22 protein-coding genes and 1 riboswitch are annotated in these 23,328 nt (G+C 61.1%); of the genes, 15 read left to right on the top strand and 7 right to left on the bottom strand.

The window, feature by feature from the left end; genetic code table 11:
- The first annotated feature begins 31 nt into the window (after positions 1–31).
- Positions 32–1,936: a molecular chaperone HtpG gene (htpG, locus tag VNV36_RS18185; RefSeq protein WP_071171478.1), complete on the top strand. Its 1,905-nt coding sequence runs from the start codon at positions 32–34 to the stop codon at positions 1,934–1,936.
- A gap of 69 nt (positions 1,937–2,005) precedes the next feature.
- Positions 2,006–2,734 carry a dienelactone hydrolase family protein gene (locus VNV36_RS18180; RefSeq protein ID WP_325719102.1) on the top strand — a complete coding sequence of 243 codons (729 nt, stop codon included), beginning with the start codon at positions 2,006–2,008 and terminating at the stop codon, positions 2,732–2,734.
- An 86-nt stretch (positions 2,735–2,820) separates the two neighbouring features.
- Here the strand turns inward: VNV36_RS18180 and VNV36_RS18175 are convergent, their stop codons facing one another.
- Together VNV36_RS18175 and VNV36_RS18170 are read right to left on the bottom strand one after the other, a co-directional pair.
- The gene (locus VNV36_RS18175; RefSeq protein WP_325719099.1) at positions 2,821–3,693 is read right to left on the bottom strand and encodes a pirin family protein; all 873 of its coding nucleotides are present in this window, start codon (positions 3,691–3,693) and stop codon (positions 2,821–2,823) included.
- 61 nt (positions 3,694–3,754) lie between these two features.
- Positions 3,755–4,171 (bottom strand): OsmC family protein, encoded by a 417-nt coding sequence (locus VNV36_RS18170; RefSeq protein ID WP_186551036.1) that lies wholly within the window; start codon positions 4,169–4,171, stop codon positions 3,755–3,757.
- 127 nt (positions 4,172–4,298) lie between these two features.
- On the opposite strand from VNV36_RS18170, the gene VNV36_RS18165 reads away from it, so the two are divergent.
- Positions 4,299–5,345, top strand: a complete 1,047-nt coding sequence (locus VNV36_RS18165) for an amidohydrolase family protein (RefSeq protein ID WP_414705527.1) — start codon at positions 4,299–4,301, stop codon at positions 5,343–5,345.
- A gap of 134 nt (positions 5,346–5,479) precedes the next feature.
- The gene (locus tag VNV36_RS18160) at positions 5,480–7,105 is read left to right on the top strand and encodes a methyl-accepting chemotaxis protein (RefSeq protein WP_325719094.1); all 1,626 of its coding nucleotides are present in this window, start codon (positions 5,480–5,482) and stop codon (positions 7,103–7,105) included.
- 190 nt (positions 7,106–7,295) lie between these two features.
- Here the strand turns inward: VNV36_RS18160 and VNV36_RS18155 are convergent, their stop codons facing one another.
- Genes VNV36_RS18155 through purM form a run of 3 tightly spaced genes read right to left on the bottom strand, consistent with a single transcriptional unit; the run spans position 7,296 to position 9,726 of the window.
- Positions 7,296–8,009, bottom strand: a complete 714-nt coding sequence (locus VNV36_RS18155; RefSeq protein WP_325719092.1) for a DUF3108 domain-containing protein — start codon at positions 8,007–8,009, stop codon at positions 7,296–7,298.
- 8 nt (positions 8,010–8,017) lie between these two features.
- Positions 8,018–8,668, bottom strand: a complete 651-nt coding sequence (gene purN, locus VNV36_RS18150) for a phosphoribosylglycinamide formyltransferase (protein WP_325719090.1) — start codon at positions 8,666–8,668, stop codon at positions 8,018–8,020.
- Positions 8,668–9,726: a phosphoribosylformylglycinamidine cyclo-ligase gene (gene purM / locus VNV36_RS18145; RefSeq protein WP_325719088.1), complete on the bottom strand. Its 1,059-nt coding sequence runs from the start codon at positions 9,724–9,726 to the stop codon at positions 8,668–8,670. The genes purN and purM overlap by 1 nt, the downstream gene beginning before the upstream one ends.
- A gap of 373 nt (positions 9,727–10,099) precedes the next feature.
- Between purM and VNV36_RS18140 the strand changes: the two genes are divergently transcribed.
- From VNV36_RS18140 to VNV36_RS18120, 5 genes are all read left to right on the top strand, one after another.
- Positions 10,100–11,158: a DUF2066 domain-containing protein gene (locus VNV36_RS18140; protein ID WP_325719086.1), complete on the top strand. Its 1,059-nt coding sequence runs from the start codon at positions 10,100–10,102 to the stop codon at positions 11,156–11,158.
- A gap of 34 nt (positions 11,159–11,192) precedes the next feature.
- Positions 11,193–12,266, top strand: coding sequence for an AI-2E family transporter (locus VNV36_RS18135; RefSeq protein ID WP_325719084.1), 1,074 nt, complete (start codon positions 11,193–11,195; stop codon positions 12,264–12,266).
- Between the two features lie 206 nt (positions 12,267–12,472).
- Complete coding sequence (hda, locus tag VNV36_RS18130) at positions 12,473–13,177, top strand: DnaA regulatory inactivator Hda (protein ID WP_085682934.1); 705 nt, start codon at positions 12,473–12,475, stop codon at positions 13,175–13,177.
- A 191-nt stretch (positions 13,178–13,368) separates the two neighbouring features.
- On the top strand, positions 13,369–13,986 hold the full coding sequence (locus VNV36_RS18125; RefSeq protein WP_325719080.1) for a C40 family peptidase: 618 nt from the start codon (positions 13,369–13,371) through the stop codon (positions 13,984–13,986).
- 214 nt (positions 13,987–14,200) lie between these two features.
- Positions 14,201–14,737, top strand: a complete 537-nt coding sequence (locus tag VNV36_RS18120; RefSeq protein ID WP_325719078.1) for a C40 family peptidase — start codon at positions 14,201–14,203, stop codon at positions 14,735–14,737.
- 133 nt (positions 14,738–14,870) lie between these two features.
- On the opposite strand, the gene VNV36_RS18115 is transcribed toward VNV36_RS18120, so the two are convergent.
- The gene (locus VNV36_RS18115) at positions 14,871–16,184 is read right to left on the bottom strand and encodes a PQQ-dependent sugar dehydrogenase (protein ID WP_325719076.1); all 1,314 of its coding nucleotides are present in this window, start codon (positions 16,182–16,184) and stop codon (positions 14,871–14,873) included.
- A 66-nt stretch (positions 16,185–16,250) separates the two neighbouring features.
- A complete protein-coding gene (locus VNV36_RS18110) occupies positions 16,251–16,835 on the bottom strand; it encodes a hypothetical protein (RefSeq protein WP_325719073.1) in 585 nt (194 codons plus the stop codon).
- A 162-nt stretch (positions 16,836–16,997) separates the two neighbouring features.
- Positions 16,998–17,222, top strand: a riboswitch (cobalamin riboswitch).
- An 80-nt stretch (positions 17,223–17,302) separates the two neighbouring features.
- Here VNV36_RS18110 and cobO point away from each other — a divergent pair.
- Genes cobO through VNV36_RS18080 form a run of 6 tightly spaced genes read left to right on the top strand, consistent with a single transcriptional unit; the run spans position 17,303 to position 23,296 of the window.
- Entirely contained in the window at positions 17,303–17,914 is a 612-nt protein-coding gene (gene cobO / locus VNV36_RS18105; RefSeq protein WP_325719071.1) for a cob(I)yrinic acid a,c-diamide adenosyltransferase, read from the top strand.
- The gene (locus VNV36_RS18100; RefSeq protein ID WP_325719069.1) at positions 17,911–19,311 is read left to right on the top strand and encodes a cobyrinic acid a,c-diamide synthase CobB; all 1,401 of its coding nucleotides are present in this window, start codon (positions 17,911–17,913) and stop codon (positions 19,309–19,311) included. The genes cobO and VNV36_RS18100 overlap by 4 nt, the downstream gene beginning before the upstream one ends.
- Positions 19,308–19,958 (top strand): 5,6-dimethylbenzimidazole synthase, encoded by a 651-nt coding sequence (gene bluB / locus VNV36_RS18095; RefSeq protein WP_325719067.1) that lies wholly within the window; start codon positions 19,308–19,310, stop codon positions 19,956–19,958. Before VNV36_RS18100 ends, bluB begins: the two co-directional genes overlap by 4 nt.
- Positions 19,955–20,863, top strand: coding sequence for an adenosylcobinamide-phosphate synthase CbiB (gene cbiB, locus VNV36_RS18090; protein ID WP_325719065.1), 909 nt, complete (start codon positions 19,955–19,957; stop codon positions 20,861–20,863). Before bluB ends, cbiB begins: the two co-directional genes overlap by 4 nt.
- Positions 20,856–21,848 (top strand): threonine-phosphate decarboxylase CobD, encoded by a 993-nt coding sequence (gene cobD / locus VNV36_RS18085; RefSeq protein WP_325719063.1) that lies wholly within the window; start codon positions 20,856–20,858, stop codon positions 21,846–21,848. Before cbiB ends, cobD begins: the two co-directional genes overlap by 8 nt.
- Positions 21,845–23,296 carry a cobyric acid synthase gene (locus tag VNV36_RS18080; protein ID WP_325719061.1) on the top strand — a complete coding sequence of 484 codons (1,452 nt, stop codon included), beginning with the start codon at positions 21,845–21,847 and terminating at the stop codon, positions 23,294–23,296. Before cobD ends, VNV36_RS18080 begins: the two co-directional genes overlap by 4 nt.
- Positions 23,297–23,328: the final 32 nt, after the last annotated feature.

The following is a 23,328-nucleotide window of genomic DNA, read 5'->3' as shown; positions in this document are numbered from 1 at the left end:
GCCAATGCCATCTGATTGGAGTTTGATGACCATGAGTGTGGAAACTCAAAAGGAAACCCTGGGCTTCCAGACCGAGGTAAAGCAGCTGCTGCACCTCATGATCCATTCGCTGTATTCGAATAAGGAAATTTTCCTTCGCGAATTGATCTCGAACGCCTCTGACGCTGTCGACAAGCTGCGCTTCGAAGCCCTGGCCAAGCCTGAGTTGCTCGAAGGTGGCGCTGACCTGAAAATCCGTGTGAGCTTCGACAAGGACGCCAAGACCGTCACCCTCGAAGACAACGGTATCGGCATGAACCGTGACGATGTGATCACCCATCTGGGAACCATCGCCAAATCCGGCACTGCCGACTTCATGAAAAATCTTTCCGGCGATCAGAAGAAAGATTCGCACCTGATCGGCCAGTTCGGCGTGGGCTTCTACTCGGCCTTCATCGTTGCCGACAAAGTCGATGTCTACAGCCGTCGCGCCGGCACTGCCGCCAGCGAAGGCGTGCACTGGTCGTCGAAGGGCGAGGGCGAGTTTGAAGTCGCCACCATCGACAAGCCAGAACGCGGTACCCGCATCGTCCTGCACCTGAAATCCGGTGAAGACGAGTTCGCCGATGGCTGGCGTCTGCGCAACATTATCAAGAAGTATTCCGACCACATCGCTTTGCCGATCGAACTGCCGAAGGAAGTCACTCCGGCCGAAGGCGAAGAGGCACCGGCCGTTGAATGGGAAACCGTCAACCGCGCCAGCGCCCTGTGGACCCGTCCGCGCACTGAAGTCAAAGACGAGGAATACCAGGAGTTCTACAAACACATCGCTCACGACTTCGAGAATCCGCTGTCGTGGAGCCACAACAAGGTTGAAGGCAAGCTCGAGTACAGCTCGCTGCTGTACGTGCCGGCCCGCGCGCCGTTCGACCTGTACCAGCGTGAAGCGCCGAAGGGCCTGAAGCTGTACGTGCAGCGTGTGTTTGTAATGGATCAGGCCGAGTCGTTCCTGCCGCTGTACCTGCGCTTCATCAAAGGCGTAGTCGATTCCAACGACCTGTCGCTGAACGTGTCGCGTGAAATCCTGCAGAAAGACCCGATCATCGATTCGATGAAAACCGCGCTGACCAAGCGTGTGCTCGACATGCTGGAAAAACTGGCGAAGAACGAACCTGAGCAATACAAGGGCTTCTGGAAAAACTTCGGTCAGGTCATGAAAGAAGGCCCGGCAGAAGATTTCGCCAACAAAGAGAAAATTGCCGGTCTGCTGCGTTTCGCATCGACCCAAGGCGACGACGGCGAGCAGGTTGTCGGTCTGGCCGACTACCTGGCCCGCGCCAAGGAAGGTCAGGACAAGATCTACTACCTTACCGGCGAAACCTACGCGCAGGTCAAGAACAGCCCGCACCTTGAAGTCTTCCGCAAGAAAGGCATCGAAGTGCTGCTGCTGACCGATCGCATCGACGAGTGGCTGATGAGCTACCTCAGTGAATTCGACGGCAAGACCTTTGTCGACGTCGCACGCGGTGACCTCGATCTGGGCAACCTGGACTCGGAAGAGGACAAGAAAGCTGCAGAAGAAGTCGCCAAGTCCAAAGAAGGTCTGGTCGAGCGTCTGAAAACCGCGCTGGGCGATTCTGTAGCTGAGGTGCGTGTGTCGCATCGCCTGACCGATTCGCCGGCCATTCTGGCCATCGGCGAGCAGGACCTGGGCCTGCAAATGCGCCAGATCCTCGAAGCCAGCGGGCAGAAAGTCCCGGATTCGAAGCCGATCTTCGAATTCAACCCAAGCCACCCGCTGATCGAGAAACTCGATGGCGAGCAGAGCGAAGAGCGTTTTGGCGACCTGTCGCACATCCTCTTCGATCAGGCCGCCCTCGCGGCGGGCGACAGCTTGAAGGATCCGGCCGCTTATGTACGCCGTCTGAACAAGCTGCTGGTTGAACTGTCGGTTTGACCACGTTGTAGGAAAAACCCGCTTCGGCGGGTTTTTTCGTTCTGGTGTTTAAACAATCAGGAGTCAGAAATGAGCCAAGTCACTGTACATTCCGTGGTCTATCAGATTGACGGCCAGCCTTACGAGGGGCGTCTGGCGTTTGACGCCGAGCACAAGGGCGCGCGCCCGGGGTTGCTGATGGCGCCGAACTGGATGGGTGTCAGCGCCGGCGCTGAAGACATCGCCAAAGCGGTGGCCGCCAAGGGTTACGTGGTGTTGATTGCTGACGTCTATGGTCAGGCCGTGCGCCCGCAGAATGCTGATCAGGCGCTGGCGGCGATGACGCCACTCAAGGACGACCGCGCGCTGCTGCGCAAACGTCTGCAAGCAGCGTTCGAGCAATTGCAAAGCCAGGGTGAGGCGGCGGTCGATACCTCGAAACTGGCGGTGTTTGGCTTCTGCTTCGGCGGCTGCTGCGCCCTGGACCTGGCCCGCACTGGCGCGCCGGTGAAAGCAGCGGTGTCGTTCCACGGCACCCTGGATTCGCCGAACCCGGCGGATGCGCAGAACATCAAGGGCTCGGTGCTGGTGCTGCATGGCGCGTCCGATCCGTTGGTGCCGAAGGAGCAACTGCCAGCGTTCGAGGATGAGATGAACGCTGCGAAGGTTGACTGGCAGCTGCTGAGCTATGGCGGCGCGGTGCACTCGTTTACCGATCCGCATGCCAACGTCCCGGGCAAAATGATGTACGACGAAAAGACCGCAAAGCGCGCGTTCAAGTCGATGCATGATTTGCTCGATGAAGTGTTCAAGGGCTGATTGCCCTCAGATCAAAAGATCGCAGCCTTCGGCAGCTCCTACATGAATCCGGTGTAGGAGCTGCCGAAGGCTGCGATCTTTTGCTTTTAACGGCTTGCCGGTAGTTCGATCCGCTCGACTTCCCCTGGCACCGTTGGCCAATCACCTGCCGCCCACTTGCGCCGCGCCTCATCAATCGCCGCCGGATCACTGGCGACGAAGTTCCAGTTGATCCGTCTCGGCCCGTCCAGCGCCGCGCCGCCGAACACCACTGCATGCACACCGCTTTCGGCAAACAGGCTCATTTCTTCGCCCGTCGGCAGCACTACCAGCGCATGCGGTTCGATCGCCTCGCCATTCAACTGCGCATCGCCGCTCAATACATACACCGCGCGTTCTGCATGCTCGGTCGGAATCAGCAGAGTGGTCGCAGTCTGCATCTTCACTTCGGCGTACAGCGTAGGAGAAAGCACCGGCACCGGCGATTCCAGGCAAAAGCCTGACCCGGCAATCATGCGAATCTGCACGCCCAGGTTATCGCTGACCGGCAAGGTCGCCGCCGGATGGTGGCTGTAATGCCCGGGACCTTGCTCGTGCTCTTTGGGCGAGGCCAGCCAGACTTGCAAGCCGTGCAATGCAAAGGTCTCGGCGAGTAGCGGTGCAGGCGTGCGCTCGACGTGGGCAATCGCGCTGCCGGCGGTCATCCAGCTGACATCGCCAGCATTGACCAACTGATCGGAGCCCAGACTGTCCTTGTGCTGCAGTTGCCCTTCGAACAAATAGGTGAGCGTTGACAGACCGATGTGCGGATGCTGTCGGATATCCATGCCTTTGCCTGTCGGATAAACCGTCTCGAGCATGTGGTCGAAAAACACGAAAGGCCCGACATTGCGGCATTTGGCTGACGGCAGCGAGCGCAGAATCGGCTGGCCTTCGACGTCTTCAGCGCGCGGGCGGATGATCAGGGGTGGCGTGTCCATGGTGCATTCCAGGCTGGGCGGGTGATGCCAGAAGCATAACCCGCCGCTGGCATCGGGAGGATTATTGGCTGTCGAAGCCTTGAGGTGCGTGGGTCTCGATGGTCACCTCGCTGGTGGTCATCAACTTGTGAATCGGGCAGCGATCAGCGACGCGCAGCAGTTCTTCACGCTGGGCGTCGGTCAGTACGCCTTTGAGGGTGAGGGTGACATGCAGGGCGTATTTGCCTTTCTGCTCCTCGCTGTTGTCACGTTTGACTTCAACACCGACGCCGGTCAGCGGGATGTCTTTTTTCTTCGCGTACATCTTCAGGGTCAACGCTTTGCAGGCGCCCAGCGCAGCGTCGAAATAATCGTGTGGTTCAGGGGCGGTGCCTTCACCACCGGCAGTCTTTGGCACGTCGGCAAACAATTCGTGATCATCGATCTGGACGGTGTGACGAAAACCTTCGGCGGAGACGGTATTGACGGTGACAGTCATGGAAACCTCACAGGCGGCAGGAAAAATCGTTCGATCAAAACAGACCTTGCAGTTATAGAGCATTCCCGCAGGTTCGCGTTCCACCTTCCGGCGGATGAACCCTTGTCGTCCGGGCGCGGTCTAGGCTATGCCCATCTGCCGGAGATTACTTGTGCCCTTGTCTCGTTTGAGTCTCGCCTGCCTGCTGCTGTTTGCCGGTAGCGTCAGCGCCCGTGAATACACCTACAGCGATGCGCACCTGCATTACGTGGATTTTTTCCAGGAAACCGCGGGCATGCAGAAATTGCTTACGGCCATGCGAGAAAACTCCATCGAGCACGTGATGATATCCGGCATTCCTGTGGCGAAGAAATGGCACGAAGACGAGCCCAAGCGTCCGCGCTATTACGCTGGTGATGATGCCGATGCCTACTGGTACAGCGCCACCGATGTGATCATTGCCGATGCGGTGCAGAAACTCTCCCCGCAGCAGCGTCAGCACTTTCATCCGTTCCTGTCCGGTTTCAATCCCAACGACAAGAATTCCGCCGCACACATCCAGCGCATGCTCGATCTGTATCCCGGGCTCTGGCAGGGCATCGGCGAGGTATTTACCCGGCACGATGATCTGACGGCGCTCACTTCAGGTGACACGCCTCGGGCCAACAACGAGGCCATGACCAGGATCTATCACCTCGCAGCGGAAAACGATCTGCCGGTGATGCTGCACTCCAACATCACCTCCAAGCGTGAGAAAAATCCGCTGTACCTGAAGGAAGTCGAAGAACCGCTGCGCAATCATCCGCACACGAGATTCATCTGGGCGCATGCGGGCACCAGCGCCGAGATTCATCGGCATCAGACCCAGTTGCCATTTCTGCTGCCAACCTTGACGCGCATGCTTGAAGCCTATCCGAACCTGTTCATTGATTTGTCGTGGAGCATGCTCACCCCGTATCTGCTGGACGAGCAGGGCAAGCCGCGGGCGGAGTGGCTGGCATTGGTGGAGAAATACCCCGATCGGTTCATGCTCGGCTCCGACGTGGTAGGGCGGTTCAACAAGCTCGGTCAGGAACTGCACAGCTATCAGCCGTTTCTGGATGGGTTGCCGGAAGCAGTGGCGCGCAAGGTCGCACGGGATAATTTTCTGGCGATATTGCCGCGTGGCGCAGCCAAATCCGCGGCTCAGCGCTGAGGCTCAAAAGGGTTCGAAGTAGAACCGTCCCGTTGATATCGCTTTTTGGTCTTACGCAAATTCCGCGCAAGGCCGATACCTTCTAAAGCAACCTGCTGCAGGCTGATGCAGCGTTTTTGGAAGGAGCCAGAGTGATGAATATCCGTAGTCTCAATATTGCCCCCCGCGCCGGTATGGGGTTCGGCCTGCTGGCCTTGATGGTGTTTGCCCTCGGCGCATTCGCCTTGTTGCAGATGTCGAACATGCGCGCGCAATCCGATGAGGTCGACAACAACTGGCTGCCGAGTGTGATGGCGGTCGGTGAGTTGAGTCAGGACATGCTGCGCCTGCGCGCGTTGACCATGCGCCTGTTGCTCAACCGTGATCCCAAGGCACTGGAGCAGAACGTCGCCAAGCTCAACGAACTGCGCAGTGGCTTGACTGAAGCGCAGCAGCGTTATGACCGACTCATCGCGTTACCTGAGGAACGTGTGCTGTTCGAGCGCTTCAAGGGCGCCGAGCACAGATACCTTGAGCTGCAGGCACAGGTCCTGCAGCTGTCGGCGCAAAATCGGGTCGCCGACGCGTCAGCGATTCTCAATGATCAGATGAGTCCGCTGGCCGACGAGATCGCTGCCACTCTGCGCGATCTGGTGGAGATGAATAAACACAATGCCAATCTGGCCACCGAGACGGCGCGACTGGTGTTCAATCAATCGCGGTTGTGGGTCGGGGTAATGATTGCAATGGCCGCGCTGATTACCATCGGCCTGGCGTTGCTGCTGACTCGCAGCATTGTTGTGCCATTGACGCAGTCGCTCAGCGTGGCCGAAGTTGTGGCGGGCGGGGATTTGACGGGTGACATTCACATCGCCGGCAGAGACGAACCGGCGCGCCTGCTGCAAGCGCTGAAGCGCATGCAACACAACCTGCGCGATACGATCCGGCGTATCTCCGAGTCATCCACTCAATTGGCCTCGGCCGCTGAAGAGCTGAGCAGCGTCACCGAAGACGCCACGCGCGGCCTGCACCAGCAGAGCCAGGAAATCGAACAGGCGGCCACGGCGGTCAATCAGATGACAGCGGCAGTGGAAGAGGTGGCGAACAACGCCGTGGCCACGTCCGAAGCTTCCCGCGAGTCCGACCGTATCGCCCGGCAAGGGCGTGAGCAGGTGCAGCAGACGGTGACGTCGATCGAGTTTCTGGCTGGCGACGTCACCAATAATGCGGCGCAGGTCGAGGCGCTGGCGCAAAAGGTTCATGGCATCAGCAAAGTGCTGGATGTGATTCGCTCGATTGCCGAACAGACCAATCTGCTCGCACTCAACGCCGCGATTGAAGCCGCGCGCGCCGGAGATGCAGGGCGTGGTTTTGCGGTAGTGGCAGATGAAGTACGGGCGCTGGCCCATCGTACCCAGCAGTCGACTCAGGAAATCGAGCAAATGATCGGCGGGATTCAGCAGGGTACCGATTCGGCGGTCAGTTCGATGCAGCAGAGCAACGCAAGGGCGCGCTCGACTCTGGAACTGGCCAAGAGCGCAGGCTCGGCGTTGGAGGAGATTGCCTCGGCGTTTACCTTGATCAACGAGCGCAATCTGGTCATTGCCAGTGCTTCCGAAGAGCAGGCGGCGGTGGCGCGGGAGGTGGATCGCAATCTGATGAACATTCGTGATCTGGCGATGCAATCGTCGGCAGGGGCGAATCAGACCAGCGCGGCGAGCCAGGAGTTGTCAAGGTTGGCGGTGGATCTGAATGGGATGGTGGCGCGGTTCTCCGTCTGAGTGAACAGGCGACGAGACCCATGTAGGAGCTGCGGCACGCTGCGATCTTTTGATGTTGATTCAAGGTCAGGATCAAAGGATCGCAGCCTCGTTTCACTCGTCAGCTCCTACAGGAGATGGTGTGTTTGCGAAAACTGTGGGCAAATAAAAAGCCCCGCATTCGCGGGGCTCTTTCGTTGCAGCAGCGGGATCAGCTGCCTTTGACGGGTTTACCGTTGACCGTGCCGTCCTGGAGCATGATGTTGTACTCCTTGCCGTCAGTCTCGACCTGCTGCAGGCGCACCAGCAAGTAATCCCAGTCCTTGGCGAACCACAGCACGGTGATGCGCTTGCTTTGCGTCGGGTCGCGGACGCGCTCGACCTTGATTGCATCGATCTGGCCGGCCTTGGTGTCGACCTTTTCCGAACCCAGCACGCGGAAGTCGTAGGTATCGACTTCGCCATCATCAACCACCTGATAGCTCATGCTTTTCTTGCCGGCGGCGACGTCATGCTGCAGCGCCAGTTGATAGGTCGACTTGTCGACCATGCCACGGTTCAGGGGGATCTTCACCGCGTCGCCACGGTCGGTACCGGTCACCAGTTTGTTGGCCCAGTCGAAATCCAGGTCAGCCTTTTTCGCTTTGCCCAGACCACCACGTTCGAAGTGGTAGGACTGTGGCAGCAAGGTGTCCTTGTCCAGCTTCAGAGTGCTTTCTTCGATCAGGCTGGCGATCATCATCGACGCCTTGAAGCTGAGTTTCCAGACGCCATTGGCTTCCTTGGTCAGGCTGCGTTCGGCAGTGCCGCTCATGGGCAACTGCTTCCAGTCGGCGGTGTAGCTGGCGGAGAACGGTTGAAGGTCTGCTGCCTGTGCGAAGGGCAGGGTAAGCAGAGCGCAAGCGAAGAGCAGGGCGCGACGCATAATATCTCCTAGTTTCGAATCAAGTGACCGCTGGCGGCGAGTAACTGGCCGTCGAGTAAGGCACCGTGTTCCCCGAGCGTCAGTCTGCCTTCGGCAAACCAGCGTACTGCCATCGGATAGATCAGGTGTTCCTGAACGTGGACTCGCTGCGCCAGACTCTGCGGCGTGTCGTGCAACTCTACCGGTAATACTGCCTGTACGACCAGTGGCCCGCCATCGAGTTCCTCGGTGACGAAGTGCACCGAGCAGCCATGTTCCGTGTCGCCGGCCTCCAGCGCGCGCTGATGAGTGTGTAACCCTTTGTATTTGGGTAGCAGCGACGGATGAATGTTGAGCAGGCGACCCTGGTAGTGGCGCACGAAATCAGCGCTGAGAATGCGCATGAAGCCGGCCAGCACCACGAGTTGGGGATTGAATTTGTCGATCAGTTCGATCAGCGCGGCATCGAAGGCTTCGCGGCCTTCGAATGCCTTGTGATCCAGCGAGCGGGTGGCGATGCCCGCGTCGCGGGCGCGTTGCAGGCCGTAGGCGTCGGCGCGGTTGGAAATCACCGCAGCGACGCGGACCGGGCTGTCGCCGGTTCGCGTGCTGTCGATCAGAGCCTGCAAGTTACTGCCGGTGCCGGACAGCAGCACCACGACATTACAGGGCTTTGGCATCAGTGAGCCTTGAGGTTCTTCAGCTCGACCTGCGCAGCGCCTTCGGCGGCAACGGCGATCTGACCGATGACCCAAGGCTGCTCGCCGGCGTCACGCAGGGTGTTCAGAGCAACTTCAACGTGCTCCTGAGCCACGCAGATGACCATGCCGACGCCGCAGTTGAGCACGCGGTGCATCTCGGTTTCGTCAACGTTGCCCTGCTCTTGCAGCCAGTCGAACACGGCCGGGCGAGTCCAGCTGGCCACGTCAACCACGGCCTGAGCGCCTTTCGGCAGAACGCGCGGGATGTTGTCGAGCAGGCCGCCACCGGTAATGTGGGCCATGGCCTTGACCGCGCCGGTGTCCTTGATCAGCTTGAGCAGTGGCTTGACGTAGATGCGGGTCGGGGCCATCAGCAGGTCGGTCAGCGGTTTGCCGTCGAGCTGGGTGCTCTCGATGTCGGCGCCGGAGACTTCGATGATCTTGCGAATCAGCGAGTAGCCGTTGGAATGCGGGCCGGAGGATGGCAGGGCGATCAACGCGTCACCGGTGGCGACTTTCGAGCCGTCGATGATTTCGGCTTTTTCCACGACGCCGACGCAGAAGCCGGCCAGGTCGTAGTCTTCGCCTTCGTACATGCCTGGCATTTCAGCGGTTTCGCCGCCGACCAGCGAGCAACCCGACAGTTCGCAGCCAGCGCCGATGCCGGTGACAACCTGGGCAGCGGTGTCGACGTTCAGTTTGCCGGTGGCGTAGTAGTCGAGGAAGAACAGCGGCTCGGCGCCGCACACCACCAGATCGTTGACGCACATGGCGACCAGGTCGATGCCGATGCTGTCGTGCTTGTTCAGGTTCAGCGCCAGACGCAGCTTGGTGCCGACGCCGTCGGTGCCGGAGACCAGCACCGGCTGCTTGTAGCCGGCCGGGATTTCGCAGAGGGCGCCGAAACCGCCCAGGCCGCCCATGACTTCCGGGCGCGCAGTGCGCTTGGCGACGCTCTTGATGCGTTCGACCAATGCTTCACCGGCGTCGATGTCTACACCGGCGTCCTTGTAGCTCAGGGAGGGTTGCTTGCTCATGATCCAGGCCTTTAGGGGAGGGGATTCAGGGGGTAACGACCGAGTTCAGCGGGAACATCGAACTCGATGGGCGATCGCCTCACGCGAGTTTCGAGGGGCCCGGCTGTTGCCGGTCTGCGAAGGCGCGCGATTTTATCAGGCTTGAGGGGCAGCGGCCATCCTCGCACCGACGGGCAGGGCCATATCGGCGGAAATTTTTTGCAATCGCAACGTATGACTGGCTGTATAAGGTGTGGCGATTAACCGTCTATCGTTAGCACTGTGCAAAAACTTAGCGCTGCGGCGTGAATGTTTTGCGCGCGGTGAGGGTCAGAGCCTTGCTCAAACGGTTCACGCGGCGTGTTCCAGCCGCTCCTGTCGACGGGAATTTTCCATGCGTTTCTGTAAATTATTATTTGTAGGCTGCCTGACACTGGTCAGCCTGGCGAGCCATGCCGAAAACCTCAAAGGTCTGTATCAGGTCCGACAGCCGGTCAACGGCCAGGCTGCGCAAGAGCGCGATCGTGCCACGCAGGCCGCGCTCGATACTCTGGTGCTGCGCCTGACCGGTGACCCGAAAGCCGCACAGAACCCGGGGCTGGCGCCAATTCGCAAGGACCCGCAACAGATCATCAGCCAGTTCGGTTTCGATGCCGGGCCCCCGGAAGTGCTGAAAGTCGATTTCGATCCGGCGACCACCGAGCAGGCCTTGCGCCGGGCCGGGTTGCCGGTGTGGGGCGCCAGTCGGCCGTCGATCCTCAGCTGGTGGCTGAACGATTCAACTGAAGGTGCGAGTCTGGTCGGTGACGGTCAAGCCGCAGCCACAGCGTTGCGCACGGCCGCGCAACATCGCGGTTTGCCACTGCGTTTGCCGCTGGCGGATCTCAGCGAGCAACTGGTGGCCACCGCGCCGGCGCTGGAAAGCGCTGACCCCGCGCCGTTGCGCAGTGCTTCGGAACGCTACAACGCCGACGCCTTGTTGACGGTACATGCTCGCGAAGAAGGCGGGCAGTGGCAGGCGAAATGGCGGTTGTGGCTTGGTGATCAGAAAGAGGCCGGCAGCGTGCAGGGCGCCGATCAGGCCGCCGTCGCCGACGCGGTCATGCTGGCGGTGGCCGAGCGCCTGGCACCGCGGTTTGTCGCCAGGCCGGGGGCGTCGGGTCAGCAGACGCTGGAAGTGCAAGGCATGAATCTGGATCATTACGCGGCGCTGCTGCGGTTACTCGAACCGTTCGGCGTGCGTCTGCAAAGCGTGCAGGGCGATCGCATCGTCTACCGGGTCAATGGCAGTGCCGATCAGCTGCGTGCGCAGTTGGCACTGGCAAAGTTGCAGGAGCTGCCCGCCGAAGCGCCGGCTCCCGTGGCGCCGGTGCAGCCTGCCGTTGAGGGTGCGCCAGCGGTTGCGCCGCCAACCCCGACAGCGGCGGCACCGTCCTTGCGGTTTCGCTGGTAAGTCTTTCCTTATATAGAAGCATCAGGAGTGGTAAATGGCCGATACGCGGCGTTGGTTCTGGCTCGGTGGGGTTGTCCTGCTTTGCGCGTTTGTATGGTTGCTGCACCCGATCCTCACGCCGTTTCTGGTCGCGCTGTTGCTGGCTTATCTGTTCGATCCGCTGGTGGATCGACTGGAGCGTCTGGGCTTGTCGCGCACCTGGGGCGTGATAGCCGTGTTCGCGTTGTTCACGCTCATCGTCACCGCATTGATGCTGGTATTGGTGCCGATGCTCGCCAAGCAGTTGCTGCGCTTGTATGAGCTGGCGCCGCAGATGCTCGACTGGTTGCAGCACACCGCTGTGCCGTGGGCGCAGGCGAAACTGGGGTTGTCGGACGGCTTCTGGAAGTTCGACAAAGTCAAAGCGGCCATCAGCGAGCACATGGGCCAGACCACCGACATCGTCGGTGTGGTGCTGAGCCAGGCAACAGCGTCGAGCCTGGCGCTGATCGGCTGGCTGGCGAACCTGGTGCTGATCCCGGTGGTGAGCTTCTACCTGCTGCGCGACTGGGACGTGATGATGGGCAAGATTCGCAGCCTGTTGCCGCGTGATCGCGAAGAGCGTGTGGTTTCGCTGGCCGAAGAGTGCCATGAAGTGCTCGGCGCGTTCGTGCGCGGTCAGTTGCTGGTGATGGTCGCGCTGGGGGTGATTTACGCCGCTGGCCTGATGATCGTCGGTCTGGAACTGGGGCTGTTGATCGGCCTGATTGCCGGTCTGGCCGCCATCGTTCCGTACATGGGCTTTGTCATCGGCATCGGCGCGGCGTTGATCGCTGGGTTGTTCCAGTTCGGTGGCGATCTGTATCCGATGGTCGGGATCGTCGCGGTGTTCATGGTCGGTCAGGCGCTGGAGGGTATGGTGCTGACGCCGTTGCTGGTCGGTGACCGCATCGGTCTGCACCCGGTGGCGGTGATTTTCGCGATTCTGGCGGGGGGTGAGTTGTTCGGCTTCACCGGCGTGCTGCTGGCACTGCCGGTGGCGGCGGTGATCATGGTGCTGGTGCGCCATGTCCACGATCTGTACAAGGATTCCGGGATCTACAGCGGCGTCGACGAACCTGAGCTGTAACGTCGCGGCTGGCCCGGCGGTTGGCCGGGCTGGCCGGTGTCGTGCAGGCGAGGGCGCCAGATAATCTGCCATGAAACCAGTGGGTTAACGCAAACCTTTGATTTTGCTTGGAGTCTGTCGCATTGTGCGCTCAGCCTCACGGGTATAAACTTCGGCAACTTTACACAGAGGCCACTAACGGTTCCTTTGAGAACTGTTCAGTCAGCATGAAACCGATTCAGCTGCCCCTAGGTGTGCGTCTGCGTGACGATGCCACCTTCATCAACTACTACCCAGGCGCCAATGCCGCTGCACTCGGCTATGTCGAGCGTCTTTGCGAAGCCGACGCCGGGTGGACGGAGAGCCTGATCTACCTGTGGGGCAAGCACGGCGTCGGGCGCACGCATCTGTTGCAGGCGGCGTGCCTGCGTTTCGAACAGATGGGCGAGCCGGCGGTGTATCTGCCGCTGGCCGAGTTGATGGATCGCGGTGTGGAAATCCTCGATAACCTCGAACAGTATGAGCTGGTTTGCTTGGATGACTTGCAGGTGATCGCCGGCAAGGCTGACTGGGAAGAGGCGATGTTTCATCTGTTCAACCGCCTGCGTGACAGTGGCCGACGCCTGCTGATCGCCGCGTCCACCTCACCGCGTGAACTGCCGATCAAACTGGCCGACCTGAAGTCACGTCTGACCCTGGCGTTGATTTTCCAGATGCGGCCGCTTTCCGATGAAGACAAACTGCGGGCACTGCAATTGCGCGCCTCGCGTCGCGGTCTGCACCTGACCGATGAGGTGGGGCACTTCATTCTGACCCGCGGTACTCGCAGCATGAGTGCGCTGTTCGATCTGCTCGAACAGCTTGATCAGGCCTCTTTACAGGCGCAGCGCAAGCTGACCATTCCCTTCCTCAAGGAAACCCTGGGCTGGTGAAAGTACGCTTTTGCCAGCTTTCAGGCGCCAGAAAATCCGCCTGCACAGAGTGATTCGCCCGCCGGGCGGGTTACGCGCTTAGATGTAAACGCGAAACCGGGAAGTCACATAAAGTTCGATTGAATTTGCAAATGAGGACGATAGCGGGCATAGTCTCGGCTTCTTTACAACTATCAGCCACGGTCGTGCCCATGCTAAAGCGCTTCGCACCCCTCGTGCCTCTCGCACTCGTTACCCTGTTATTCGGTTGTGCTGCTCATTCTCCGGTTCAAGAGCCGCCGCAACAGGTCAAGAATTCCGCTACTGCCCAGACTTCCGTTATCTACCAGGAAGAACTGGACACCGAAAAAGAACTCAACCAGTTCAACGGCAGCAAGCCTTATCAGCTTCCGGTGCTGGCCGACAGCATCCTCGAACGCGGCATGTCACTGATCGGTACCCGTTACCGTTTCGGCGGGACCTCTGAAGCCGGTTTCGATTGCAGCGGCTTCATCGGTTACCTGTTCCGCGAAGAGGCCGGCATGAACCTGCCGCGCTCCACCCGTGAAATGATCAACGTCGATGCGCCGCTGGTTTCGCGCAGCAACCTTGAGCCGGGTGACCTGCTGTTCTTCGCCACCAATGGTCGCCGCGGTCGTGTCAGCCACGCCGGGATCTATCTGGGCGACAACCAGTTCATCCACTCCAGCAGTCGTCGCAGCGGCGGTGTTCGCATCGACAGCCTGGGTGACAGCTACTGGAGCAAGACCTTCATCGAAGCCAAGCGCGCACTGGCGATGGCGCCGACCGTGGTCACCGCACGCAAGTAACCCCTTGTCGCCGCGTTCGCGGCGGCAAAAAGGCCGGGCAAGGGAGTAGACGTAAACTTTACAAGGTGAAGTTAAAGTCTTACTTGAAGTTTGCCGCGTAGCCGCTAGAATCCTGAATCTATATTGATGGCAAACCGCCTGCGTGATGACGCAGGCGGTTTTGTTTCTGTCCATTCGGCAGAGAAAGCCGCAGCCAGATCAGGATGTTCTGCTTATGACGATGTCGGCCCGCCTCACCTTGATCCTTTGCGCCGCGCTGCTCAGCGCCTGCGCCAGCCGCCCACCGCCGCCAGCCCCCGTGGTTCGCGCGCCGATCGTGTTCGGTCCCTCCCAGGCTTTCTCTCCCGTTGCTGAGGACGTGCTGTTCCGCGCACTCGGTCTGGTCGGCACGCCTTATCGCTGGGGCGGCAACACGCCGGATTCGGGTTTTGATTGCAGTGGCCTGATCGGGTTTGTCTACCGCGACGCAGCAGGTATTTCGCTGCCGCGCTCAACCCGCGAAATGATCGTCATGCAGGCGCCGAATGTCGGCAAGGAAGGCTTGCAGACGGGCGACCTGATTTTCTTCGCCACCAACGGCGGCTCCCAGGTCAGTCATGCGGGGATTTACGTCGGCGAAGGGCGCTTCGTGCATGCACCGGCGACGGGCGGCACGGTCAAGCTCGACAGCCTGTCGAAGGCTTACTGGCAGAAAGCTTATCTGAGCGCCAAGCGGGTATTGCAGCCGGGGCAGTTGGCGCATAACCCCTAGTCAAGACAAAGCAAAACCCAATGTGGGAGCGAGCTTGCTCGCGAAGACGGTGTGTCATTCAATTCAATATTGACTGATCCAACGCTTTCGCGAGCAAGCTCGCTCCCACATTTGTTATGTGTCAGGCGGTAAGTTATTTGGCAGACGACACGCGCCACACCTTGTTCCCCACATCATCCGCCACCAGCAATCCACCTTGCTGGTCGATCACCACGCCCACCGGGCGGCCCAATGCATTCTCATCCTTGTCGAGGAATCCGGTCAGCACATCGACCGGTTGGCCAGTCGGCTTGCCGGCGCTGAACGGCACGAAAATCACCTTATAGCCACTGTGCGGTTTGCGATTCCACGAGCCGTGTTGGCCAATGAATGCGCCTTCCTTGAACTGCGCCGGCAAGCGGTTGCCCTCGGCGAAGGTCAGGCCCAGCGAAGCCGTGTGCGGACCGACCGCGTAATCCGGAGCGATGGCCTTGGCCACCAGATCAGGATTCTGCGGCTTGACCCGCACATCGACGTGCTGGCCGTAGTAGCTGAACGGCCAGCCATAGAAGCCGCCGTCCTTGACCGAGGTGATGTAGTCCGGCACCAGATCGCTGCCGATTTCGTCACGCTCGTTGACCGCCGTCCACAGCGCACCGCTGGTGGGTTCCCAGGCGAGGCCGTTGGGGTTGCGGATCCCCGAAGCAAAGATTCGATGGTTACCGGTCGCGCGATCGACTTCCCAGATCGCGGCCCGGCCTTCTTCCTGATCCAGACCATTTTCGCCGACGTTGCTGTTCGAGCCGACCGTGACGTACAGCTTGCTGCCGTCCTTGCTGGCGATCACATTTTTGGTCCAGTGATGGTTCAGCGTGCCGCCCGGCAGGTCAACGACCTTGATCGGCTGGGTCTTGATTTCGGTAGCGCCCGGCTCGTAGTTGAAACGCAGCAGGCGATCGGTGTCGGCCACGTACAAATCGTTGCCAACCAGGGTCATGCCGAACGGCGAGTTGAGGTTCTGCAGAAACACCGTGCGGGTTTCTGCAACACCATCGTGGTCGGCGTCGCGCAGCAGAGTGATGCGGTTCGGGCTCGGCACGCCGGCGCCGGCCTTGCCCATGACTTTTTTCATCACCCAGCCACGAATGCCTTTGCTGTCATCCGGTTTGGGTGGCGCGTTGGTTTCCGCCACCAGCACATCGCCGTTGGGCAGCACATACAGCCAGCGTGGATGATCGAGGCCTTCGGCAAACGCGGCGACCTGTGTGCCGGCTACCGCTGTCGGTTTGGCGCCGTCTGGCCAGCCCACTGCCGGAGCGATATTCACCGTCGGGATCAGGGTCTTGTTCGGTTCGGGCAGTTTCGGCGACGGACCGGTGCCGTCGGAGACTTGCAGGCTGGAGGTTTCACCGCAGGCGGCGAGCCCTCCGGCGAGGGCGATGACGAAAACGAGTTGGGCCTTGCGCATTGCTGATCTTCCCTATGAATGCATTCCTAATCATAGAGGAGGGCGCAGGCCCGATGGTTCAACTGCTCAGCCGCGAGCTTCCTTGAACAGCACGGCGATGCCCGGATGATAGTTGCCCGCTTCGCTGCGCAATTTGCGATAGGCGTAGGGGAAATACCAGGCCACGGCGCAGGTGTGCTCTTTTTGCAGATCATCGACCATGTCCTGCAACTCTTCGGGACTGGCGCTGTGTTGGGCTTTTTGCGGGGCGACGAACAGGCAGCCGAGCTTGAGATCGCTGGCGTAGCTGATGCGCTTGGCGTCAACGGTGATGTCGAGCAGCGCCTGGGTCAGATTGAGGTTGTTGACTCGTGGCCAGCGTTGCGTGGCCTGAATGAACGCACGGTCTTCGGCCCCGGCAATGAGCAGATCGGCGCGGGCATTGCGCTCGCCTTCTTCGTTCTGTTTGCGCGTGGTCGTTTCGTTCAGCGTGACCAGTTCGGCCATCCACGCTGCCGCCGAGAGCAGGCCGAGATTGGCTTTTTCGTCGTGCCAGTAGGGCGTGTCGTTGTCGCCGCGCACGCTGTTGTAGCGATCGATACAGTCAAACCAGCGTTCCAGCACCGGGCGCAGAAATTCCAGGCGCGGGTTGCTGATGATCATGCCTTGCATCGTCATCATCCTTATTGTTGTAGTGAGCTTTTCGGAAAAAGCATGGCTCTTTGATATCACTTGTTACAGTCTGGCACAAGATTGCCGCTGGATAATTGCCCGGCGGCAGTTATTCATCCTCAGGGCGCCTCTTTAATTGACGCTCCACCCCCAACCCTCTAACCTTCGCCGCTTGTTTCAGGTGCTCTGTGGCCTCGCGTCGACAGAGTGAAACAGGGAAGCCGGTGAGGGTGGTCTTCAAGCGAAGCCACGACGATCCCGGCGCTGCCCCCGCAACGGTAAATGAGTGAAAACTGCGTTCAATGCCACTGCTCAACAGCGGGAAGGCGCGCAGTCAGGCCAACGCCGCTCATGAGCCCGGAGACCGGCCTGATCCATCCAGCGGCATCACGGTGGGCGATGCCAGGCTTTTTGCCGTCTATTGCTGTGCCTGCCCGCCGTTATCCAGCCTCAACGGAGAGCTCCCCATGACTGATTCCCCCGAGCGTGACGAACGCCATCTGGCGCGCATGCAGCGCAAGAAGGCCGTGATCGACGAACGCATCGCCAACTCGCCCGACGAGTGCGGTCTGGTGCTGGTGCTGACCGGCAATGGCAAAGGCAAAAGCAGCTCGGCATTCGGCATGCTCGCCCGCGCCATGGGCCACGGCATGCAGTGCGGCGTGGTGCAGTTCATCAAGGGCCGCAACAGCACCGGCGAGGAATTGTTCTTCCGGCGCTTTCCCGAGCAGGTGCGTTTCCACGTCATGGGCGAAGGTTTCACTTGGGAAACCCAGGATCGTCAGCGCGACATCGCCGCTGCGACCGCCGCCTGGGAAGTCTCCCGCGAATTGTTGCGCGACCCGTCGATCGGTCTGGTGGTGCTCGATGAACTGAATATCGCACTCAAGCATGGCTACCTCGATCTGGATCAGGTGCTCAGCGATTTGCAGGCGCGTCCGCCGATGCAGCACGTGGTTGTCACCGGTCGCGGCGCCAAGCCGCAAATGATTGAAATGGGCGACACGGTTACCGAAATGGGCATGCTCAAACACGCCTTCCAGTCCGGCATCAAAGCGCAGAAAGGCGTCGAACTTTGAAGCAACCACGTCACTGCCCGGCGGTGTTGATCGCCGCGCCGGCTTCCGGTCACGGCAAGACCACCGTCACCGCCGCACTCGCCCGTTTGCATCGCAATCAGGGGCGCAAGGTGCGCGTGTTCAAATGCGGGCCGGACTTTCTCGACCCGATGATTCTCGAGCGCGCCAGCGGTGCCCCGGTGTATCAACTGGACATGTGGATGGTCGGCGAGCAGGAAAGTCGGCGCCTGTTGTGGGAAGCCGCCGCTGATGCGGATCTGATTCTGATCGAGGGGGTAATGGGCCTGTTCGACGGCACGCCATCCAGCGCCGATCTGGCACGACACTTCGGCGTGCCGGTGCTTGGCGTGATCGACGGCACCGCCATGGCGCAGACCTTTGGCGCTTTGGCGCTGGGTTTGGCGCGCTATCAGCCGGACTTGCCGTTTGCCGGCGTGCTGGCTAATCGCGTCGGCACCTTGCGTCACGCGCAATTGCTCGAAGGCAGCCTGACCGAAGGCTTGCGCTGGTACGGTGCGTTGTCCCGCGAGACCGGCATCGAATTGCCGAGCCGCCATCTAGGCCTGGTGCAGGCCAGCGAATTGAATGACCTGGACTTGCGCCTCGACGCGGCTGCCGATGCCTTGGCCAGCAGTTGCGAAGTCGCGCTGCCGCCGGCCGTGGAATTCGCCGCGCCTGACGTCATCGCCGCCGAGCCTTTATTAAAAGGTGTGCGGATTGCCGTCGCCCGCGATGAGGCTTTCGCCTTCACCTACGGCGCCAGCCTCGATCTGCTGCGGGCGATGGGCGCCGAGTTGCACTTTTTCTCGCCGATCCGCGACACGCAATTGCCCGACGCGGACAGCCTGTATCTGCCGGGCGGTTACCCGGAATTGCATCACGTGGCGCTGTCGCAAAACATGCCGATGCTTGCAGCGATCCGCGCGCACCATGCCGCTGGGAAACCGTTGCTCGCCGAGTGTGGCGGCATGTTGTATTTGCTCGAGTCCTTGACTGACGTGGAGGGCACCCGCGCGGAACTGGTCGGGTTGCTCAAGGGCGATGCGGTGATGCAGAAGCGTCTCGCGGCACTGGCGCTGCAAGCGGTTGAGCTGCCGGAAGGTCCGTTGCGTGGGCACACTTATCATCACTCCCTGACGACGACTGAATTGACGCCGATTGCTCGGGGCCTGAGCCCGAATGGCGGGCGTGGGGCCGAGGCGGTTTATCGGCAAGGGCGGATGACGGCTTCTTATGTGCATTTTTACTTTCCGTCGAATCCTGCGGCTGTCGCTGCACTGTTTGCGCCCGAGCCTGAAGCCGCTTTCGCGAGCAGGCTCGCTCCCACAGTGAGTAAAGCAGTGTCTGAACAAACCGGATCCCCTGTGGGAGCGAGCCTGCTCGCGAAAGGGCCATGACCGACAACTCATTCTCCGAAGCCGAGCGCGCTGCGGTCTACAAAGCCATCGCCGAACGCCGCGACATGCGCCACTTCACTGGCGGCACGGTTGAGCCCGAGCTGCTGCGCCGTTTGCTGGAAGCCGCGCACCAGGCGCCGAGTGTCGGCCTGATGCAGCCGTGGCGCTTCATCCGCATCAGCGACCGAGCCTTGCGCGGGCAGATCCGCGATCTGGTCGAAGAAGAACGCGTCCGCACAGCTATTGCCCTCGGCGAGCGCAGCGATGAGTTCATGCAACTCAAGGTCGAAGGCATCAACGACTGCGCCGAAGTGCTGGTCGCGGCGCTGATGGACGATCGCGAAAAACACATCTTCGGGCGGCGCACGTTGCCGGAAATGGACATGGCCTCGCTGTCCTGCGCGATCCAGAATCTGTGGCTGGCGTCCCGTGCCGAAGGCCTGGGCATGGGCTGGGTCTCGCTGTTCGAACCGCAGGCACTGGCGGATGTGCTCAAGTTGCCGGCCGGGGCCAAGCCGTTGGCTGTGTTGTGTCTGGGGCCGGTCAAGGAATTTTATCCAGCACCGATGCTGGTACTTGAAGGCTGGGCGCAGGCGCGACCGCTCAATGAGTTGCTGTACGAAAATTATTGGGGAGTGAGTCAATGAGTGTGGCGTTGTTGAGTGTCGCCGCAGTGGCGCTGGATGCGCTGCTCGGTGAACCGAAACGCTGGCATCCGCTGGTGGCGTTCGGCAATTTCGCCGGGCGCATCGAGCAGCGCTTCAACGCCGGCGGGCGGGGCTGGCGCAGCCATGGCGTGACCGCGTGGGTGCTCGCGGTGCTGCCGCTGACCTTGCTCGCCACTGCATTTTCCTGGGCGCCTTACGTTGGCTGGATCGTCGAGATTCTCGCGCTGTATTGCGCACTGGGCATGCGCAGCCTCGGCGAGCATGTCGCCCCGGTCGCCGCTGCATTGCGCGCCGATGACCTGGATGAGGCGCGCACGCGTGTCGGCTATCTGGTCAGTCGCCAGACCGATGAACTCGACAGCAGCGCCGTCGCCCGCGCCGCCACCGAGTCGGTGCTGGAGAACGGCAGCGATGCGGTGTTCGCTGCCTTGTTCTGGTTTGTCGTCGCCGGCGCGCCGGGCGTGGTGCTCTATCGCTTGAGCAATACCCTTGATGCGATGTGGGGATATCGCAACGAACGCTTCGAACGCTTTGGCTGGGCCGCGGCGAAAATCGACGACGTGTTGAACTACATTCCTGCGCGCCTGGTGGCGTTGACCTACGCGCTGCTGGGCAAAACCCGACTCGCCTTGAAGTGCTGGCGCACCCAGGCGCCGCAGTGGGACAGCCCCAACGCCGGCCCGGTGATGGCGGCCGGCGCCGGTGCCCTCGCTGTCGAGTTGGGCGGCCCGGCGATTTATCACGGCGAACTGCATGAGCGCGCGCAACTGGGCGAAGGCGCGCCGGCCGATGCCGATTCCATCGACCGTGGCTGGCAATTGGTCCAGCGCGGGGTATGGTTGTGGCTGCTGATCCTATGCGTGGGGGCGGAATTTTATGCTTGAACACGGTGGCCGACTACGCCAGGCGGCACGCGATTACGGGATTGCCGAGGCCGACTGGCTCGACCTGTCGAGCGGACTGGCGCCGTGGCCGTTCCCGATCCCGGAGATCCCGCTGCGCGCCTGGGCGCGTCTGCCGGAAACCGACGACGGTCTGGAGCAGGCAGCGTGCGATTACTACGGCGCCGCACAGGTGCTGCCGGTCGCCGGTTCGCAGATGGCCATCCAACTGCTGCCGCGCCTGCGCCGTGCCGGCAAGGTTGGCGTGTTGTCGCCGTGTTATGCCGAACATGCCGAAGCCTGGCGTCGCAGTGGCTACATCGTGCGTGAAGTGCTGGAGCAGGAAGTCGAATTCTTCCTCGACAGCCTCGATGTGCTGGTGGTGGTCAACCCGAACAACCCGACCGGGCTGAGCCTGAGCCCGGCGCGCCTGCTCGACTGGCATGCGCGGCTGGCGCAACGCGGCGGCTGGCTGGTGGTCGACGAAGCTTTTATGGACAACACCCCGCAACTGAGTCTGGCGCCGTATGCGCATCAGGTCGGGCTGGTGGTGTTGCGCTCCTTCGGCAAGTTTTTCGGTCTGGCCGGGGTGCGCCTCGGCTTCGTTCTGGCTGAGCGCAAGTTGCTCAAACTGCTCGCCGAACAGGTCGGGCCGTGGGCGGTGAGCGGGCCGACGCGAGTGCTTGGGGCGGCGTGTCTGCAAGACACCGATGGCCATACCCGGCAGCGGATTCGCAGCGACGAAGCGAGCGAGCGGCTGGCGGCGTTGCTGACCCGTTGCGGTTTTGCACCGCAGGGTGGCTGCGCGCTGTTTCAGTGGCTGATCACCGAGCATGCCGAAGCGCTGCACGAGTTCATGGCCCGGCGCGGCATTCTTCTGCGCCTGTTCAGCCACCACAGCAGTGTGCGTTTCGGCCTGCCCGCCGATGCCGGGCAGGAGCTGCGTCTCGAACAGGCTTTGCAAGCCTTCGCCAAGGACATCTCATGACCACGCTGATGGTGCAGGGCACCACTTCCGATGCTGGCAAAAGTACCCTGGTGACGGCCCTGTGCCGCTGGGCTACCCGCCAGGGTGTCGCGGTGGTGCCGTTCAAACCGCAGAACATGGCGCTCAACAGCGCGGTGACCGCTGACGGCGGCGAGATCGGCCGGGCCCAGGCGGTGCAGGCGCAGGCGGCGCATCTTCAGCCGCACACCGACATGAATCCGGTGCTGCTCAAACCCAACAGCGACACCGGCGCCCAAGTGATCATTCATGGCCGCGCGGTCACGACGATGAACGCCGTCGCCTATCACGATTACAAGGCCATCGCGATGCAATCGGTGCTCGCCTCCCATGCGCGACTCAGCGCGGCGTATCCGCTGGTGATGGTCGAAGGCGCCGGTTCGCCGGCCGAGATCAATCTGCGCGCCGGCGACATCGCCAACATGGGTTTTGCCGAAGCGGTGGATTGCCCGGTGCTGCTGATTGCCGACATCAATCGCGGCGGCGTGTTTGCGCATCTGGTGGGTACTCTTGAGTTGCTTTCGCCGAGCGAACAGGCGCGGGTCAAAGGCTTCATCATCAACCGTTTTCGCGGCGATATCGCCTTGCTGCAACCGGGTCTCGACTGGCTCGAACAGCGCACCGGCAAACCGGTGATCGGCGTGTTGCCGTACGTGATGGACCTGCATCTGGAGGCCGAGGACGGCATCGATCAGCGCCAGACCGACAAGGTCGAGCAGGTGTTGAAAGTGGTAGTGCCGGTGCTGCCGCGCATCAGCAACCACACCGACTTCGATCCACTGCGTTTGCATCCGCAGGTGGATCTGCAATTCGTCGGCCCGGGGCAGGCGATTCCGCCCGCCGATCTGATCATCCTGCCAGGCTCGAAAAGCGTGCGCGGTGATCTGGCTTATCTGCGCGCCAACGGTTGGGACGCGGCGATCAATCGGCACCTGCGTTACGGCGGCAAGCTGCTGGGGATTTGTGGCGGTCTGCAGATGCTCGGTGAACACGTGCATGACCCGCTCGGGCTCGAAGGCGCAGCCGGCTCCAGCGTTGGCCTGGGCTTGCTGGCGTTCGAGACGCAATTGGAAGCCGAGAAACAATTGCGCAATGTACGCGGGCGGCTGGCGCTGGAAAACGCCGAAGTCATTGGGTACGAAATTCATGCTGGCGTGACCACCGGACCGGCGCTGGAGAACGCGGCGGTGCATTTGGACGACGGTCGTTGCGATGGCGCGCAGAGTACCGATGGCCAAGTGTTCGGCACTTATCTGCATGGCTTGTTCGAATCCCCGCAGGCGAGTGCGGCGTTGCTGCGCTGGGCCGGCTTGAGTGACGTGCAAGATGTTGATTACCACGGCTTGCGCGAGCGCGATATCGAGCGGTTGGCGGATCTGGTGGAGACGCATCTGGATACCGGGCTGTTGCGTCAGCTCTGTGGGATTTGAGTTATTTGTGCTGGCTCTTTCGCGAGCAGGCT

The organism is Pseudomonas sp. (genome assembly GCF_035554175.1).
In the GTDB taxonomy this organism is placed as follows: Bacteria; Pseudomonadota; Gammaproteobacteria; order Pseudomonadales; family Pseudomonadaceae; genus Aquipseudomonas.
The sequence above is the reverse complement of the archived record's forward strand: the minus strand, read 5'-3'. Positions and strand labels throughout refer to the sequence as shown.

What these genes read in the sequence shown, in the direction of transcription:
- htpG (WP_071171478.1), top strand. Translation starts at nt 32, where the DNA reads ATGAGTGTGGAAACTCAAAAGGAAACCCTGGGCTTCCAGACCGAGGTA.
- VNV36_RS18180 (WP_325719102.1), top strand. Translation starts at nt 2,006, where the DNA reads ATGAGCCAAGTCACTGTACATTCCGTGGTCTATCAGATTGACGGCCAG.
- VNV36_RS18175 (WP_325719099.1), bottom strand. Translation starts at nt 3,693, where the DNA reads ATGGACACGCCACCCCTGATCATCCGCCCGCGCGCTGAAGACGTCGAA.
- VNV36_RS18170 (WP_186551036.1), bottom strand. Translation starts at nt 4,171, where the DNA reads ATGACTGTCACCGTCAATACCGTCTCCGCCGAAGGTTTTCGTCACACC.
- VNV36_RS18165 (WP_414705527.1), top strand. Translation starts at nt 4,299, where the DNA reads ATGCCCATCTGCCGGAGATTACTTGTGCCCTTGTCTCGTTTGAGTCTC.
- VNV36_RS18160 (WP_325719094.1), top strand. Translation starts at nt 5,480, where the DNA reads ATGAATATCCGTAGTCTCAATATTGCCCCCCGCGCCGGTATGGGGTTC.
- VNV36_RS18155 (WP_325719092.1), bottom strand. Translation starts at nt 8,009, where the DNA reads ATGCGTCGCGCCCTGCTCTTCGCTTGCGCTCTGCTTACCCTGCCCTTC.
- purN (WP_325719090.1), bottom strand. Translation starts at nt 8,668, where the DNA reads ATGCCAAAGCCCTGTAATGTCGTGGTGCTGCTGTCCGGCACCGGCAGT.
- purM (WP_325719088.1), bottom strand. Translation starts at nt 9,726, where the DNA reads ATGAGCAAGCAACCCTCCCTGAGCTACAAGGACGCCGGTGTAGACATC.
- VNV36_RS18140 (WP_325719086.1), top strand. Translation starts at nt 10,100, where the DNA reads ATGCGTTTCTGTAAATTATTATTTGTAGGCTGCCTGACACTGGTCAGC.
- VNV36_RS18135 (WP_325719084.1), top strand. Translation starts at nt 11,193, where the DNA reads ATGGCCGATACGCGGCGTTGGTTCTGGCTCGGTGGGGTTGTCCTGCTT.
- hda (WP_085682934.1), top strand. Translation starts at nt 12,473, where the DNA reads ATGAAACCGATTCAGCTGCCCCTAGGTGTGCGTCTGCGTGACGATGCC.
- VNV36_RS18125 (WP_325719080.1), top strand. Translation starts at nt 13,369, where the DNA reads ATGCTAAAGCGCTTCGCACCCCTCGTGCCTCTCGCACTCGTTACCCTG.
- VNV36_RS18120 (WP_325719078.1), top strand. Translation starts at nt 14,201, where the DNA reads ATGACGATGTCGGCCCGCCTCACCTTGATCCTTTGCGCCGCGCTGCTC.
- VNV36_RS18115 (WP_325719076.1), bottom strand. Translation starts at nt 16,184, where the DNA reads ATGCGCAAGGCCCAACTCGTTTTCGTCATCGCCCTCGCCGGAGGGCTC.
- VNV36_RS18110 (WP_325719073.1), bottom strand. Translation starts at nt 16,835, where the DNA reads ATGCAAGGCATGATCATCAGCAACCCGCGCCTGGAATTTCTGCGCCCG.
- cobO (WP_325719071.1), top strand. Translation starts at nt 17,303, where the DNA reads ATGACTGATTCCCCCGAGCGTGACGAACGCCATCTGGCGCGCATGCAG.
- bluB (WP_325719067.1), top strand. Translation starts at nt 19,308, where the DNA reads ATGACCGACAACTCATTCTCCGAAGCCGAGCGCGCTGCGGTCTACAAA.
- cbiB (WP_325719065.1), top strand. Translation starts at nt 19,955, where the DNA reads ATGAGTGTGGCGTTGTTGAGTGTCGCCGCAGTGGCGCTGGATGCGCTG.
- cobD (WP_325719063.1), top strand. Translation starts at nt 20,856, where the DNA reads ATGCTTGAACACGGTGGCCGACTACGCCAGGCGGCACGCGATTACGGG.
- VNV36_RS18080 (WP_325719061.1), top strand. Translation starts at nt 21,845, where the DNA reads ATGACCACGCTGATGGTGCAGGGCACCACTTCCGATGCTGGCAAAAGT.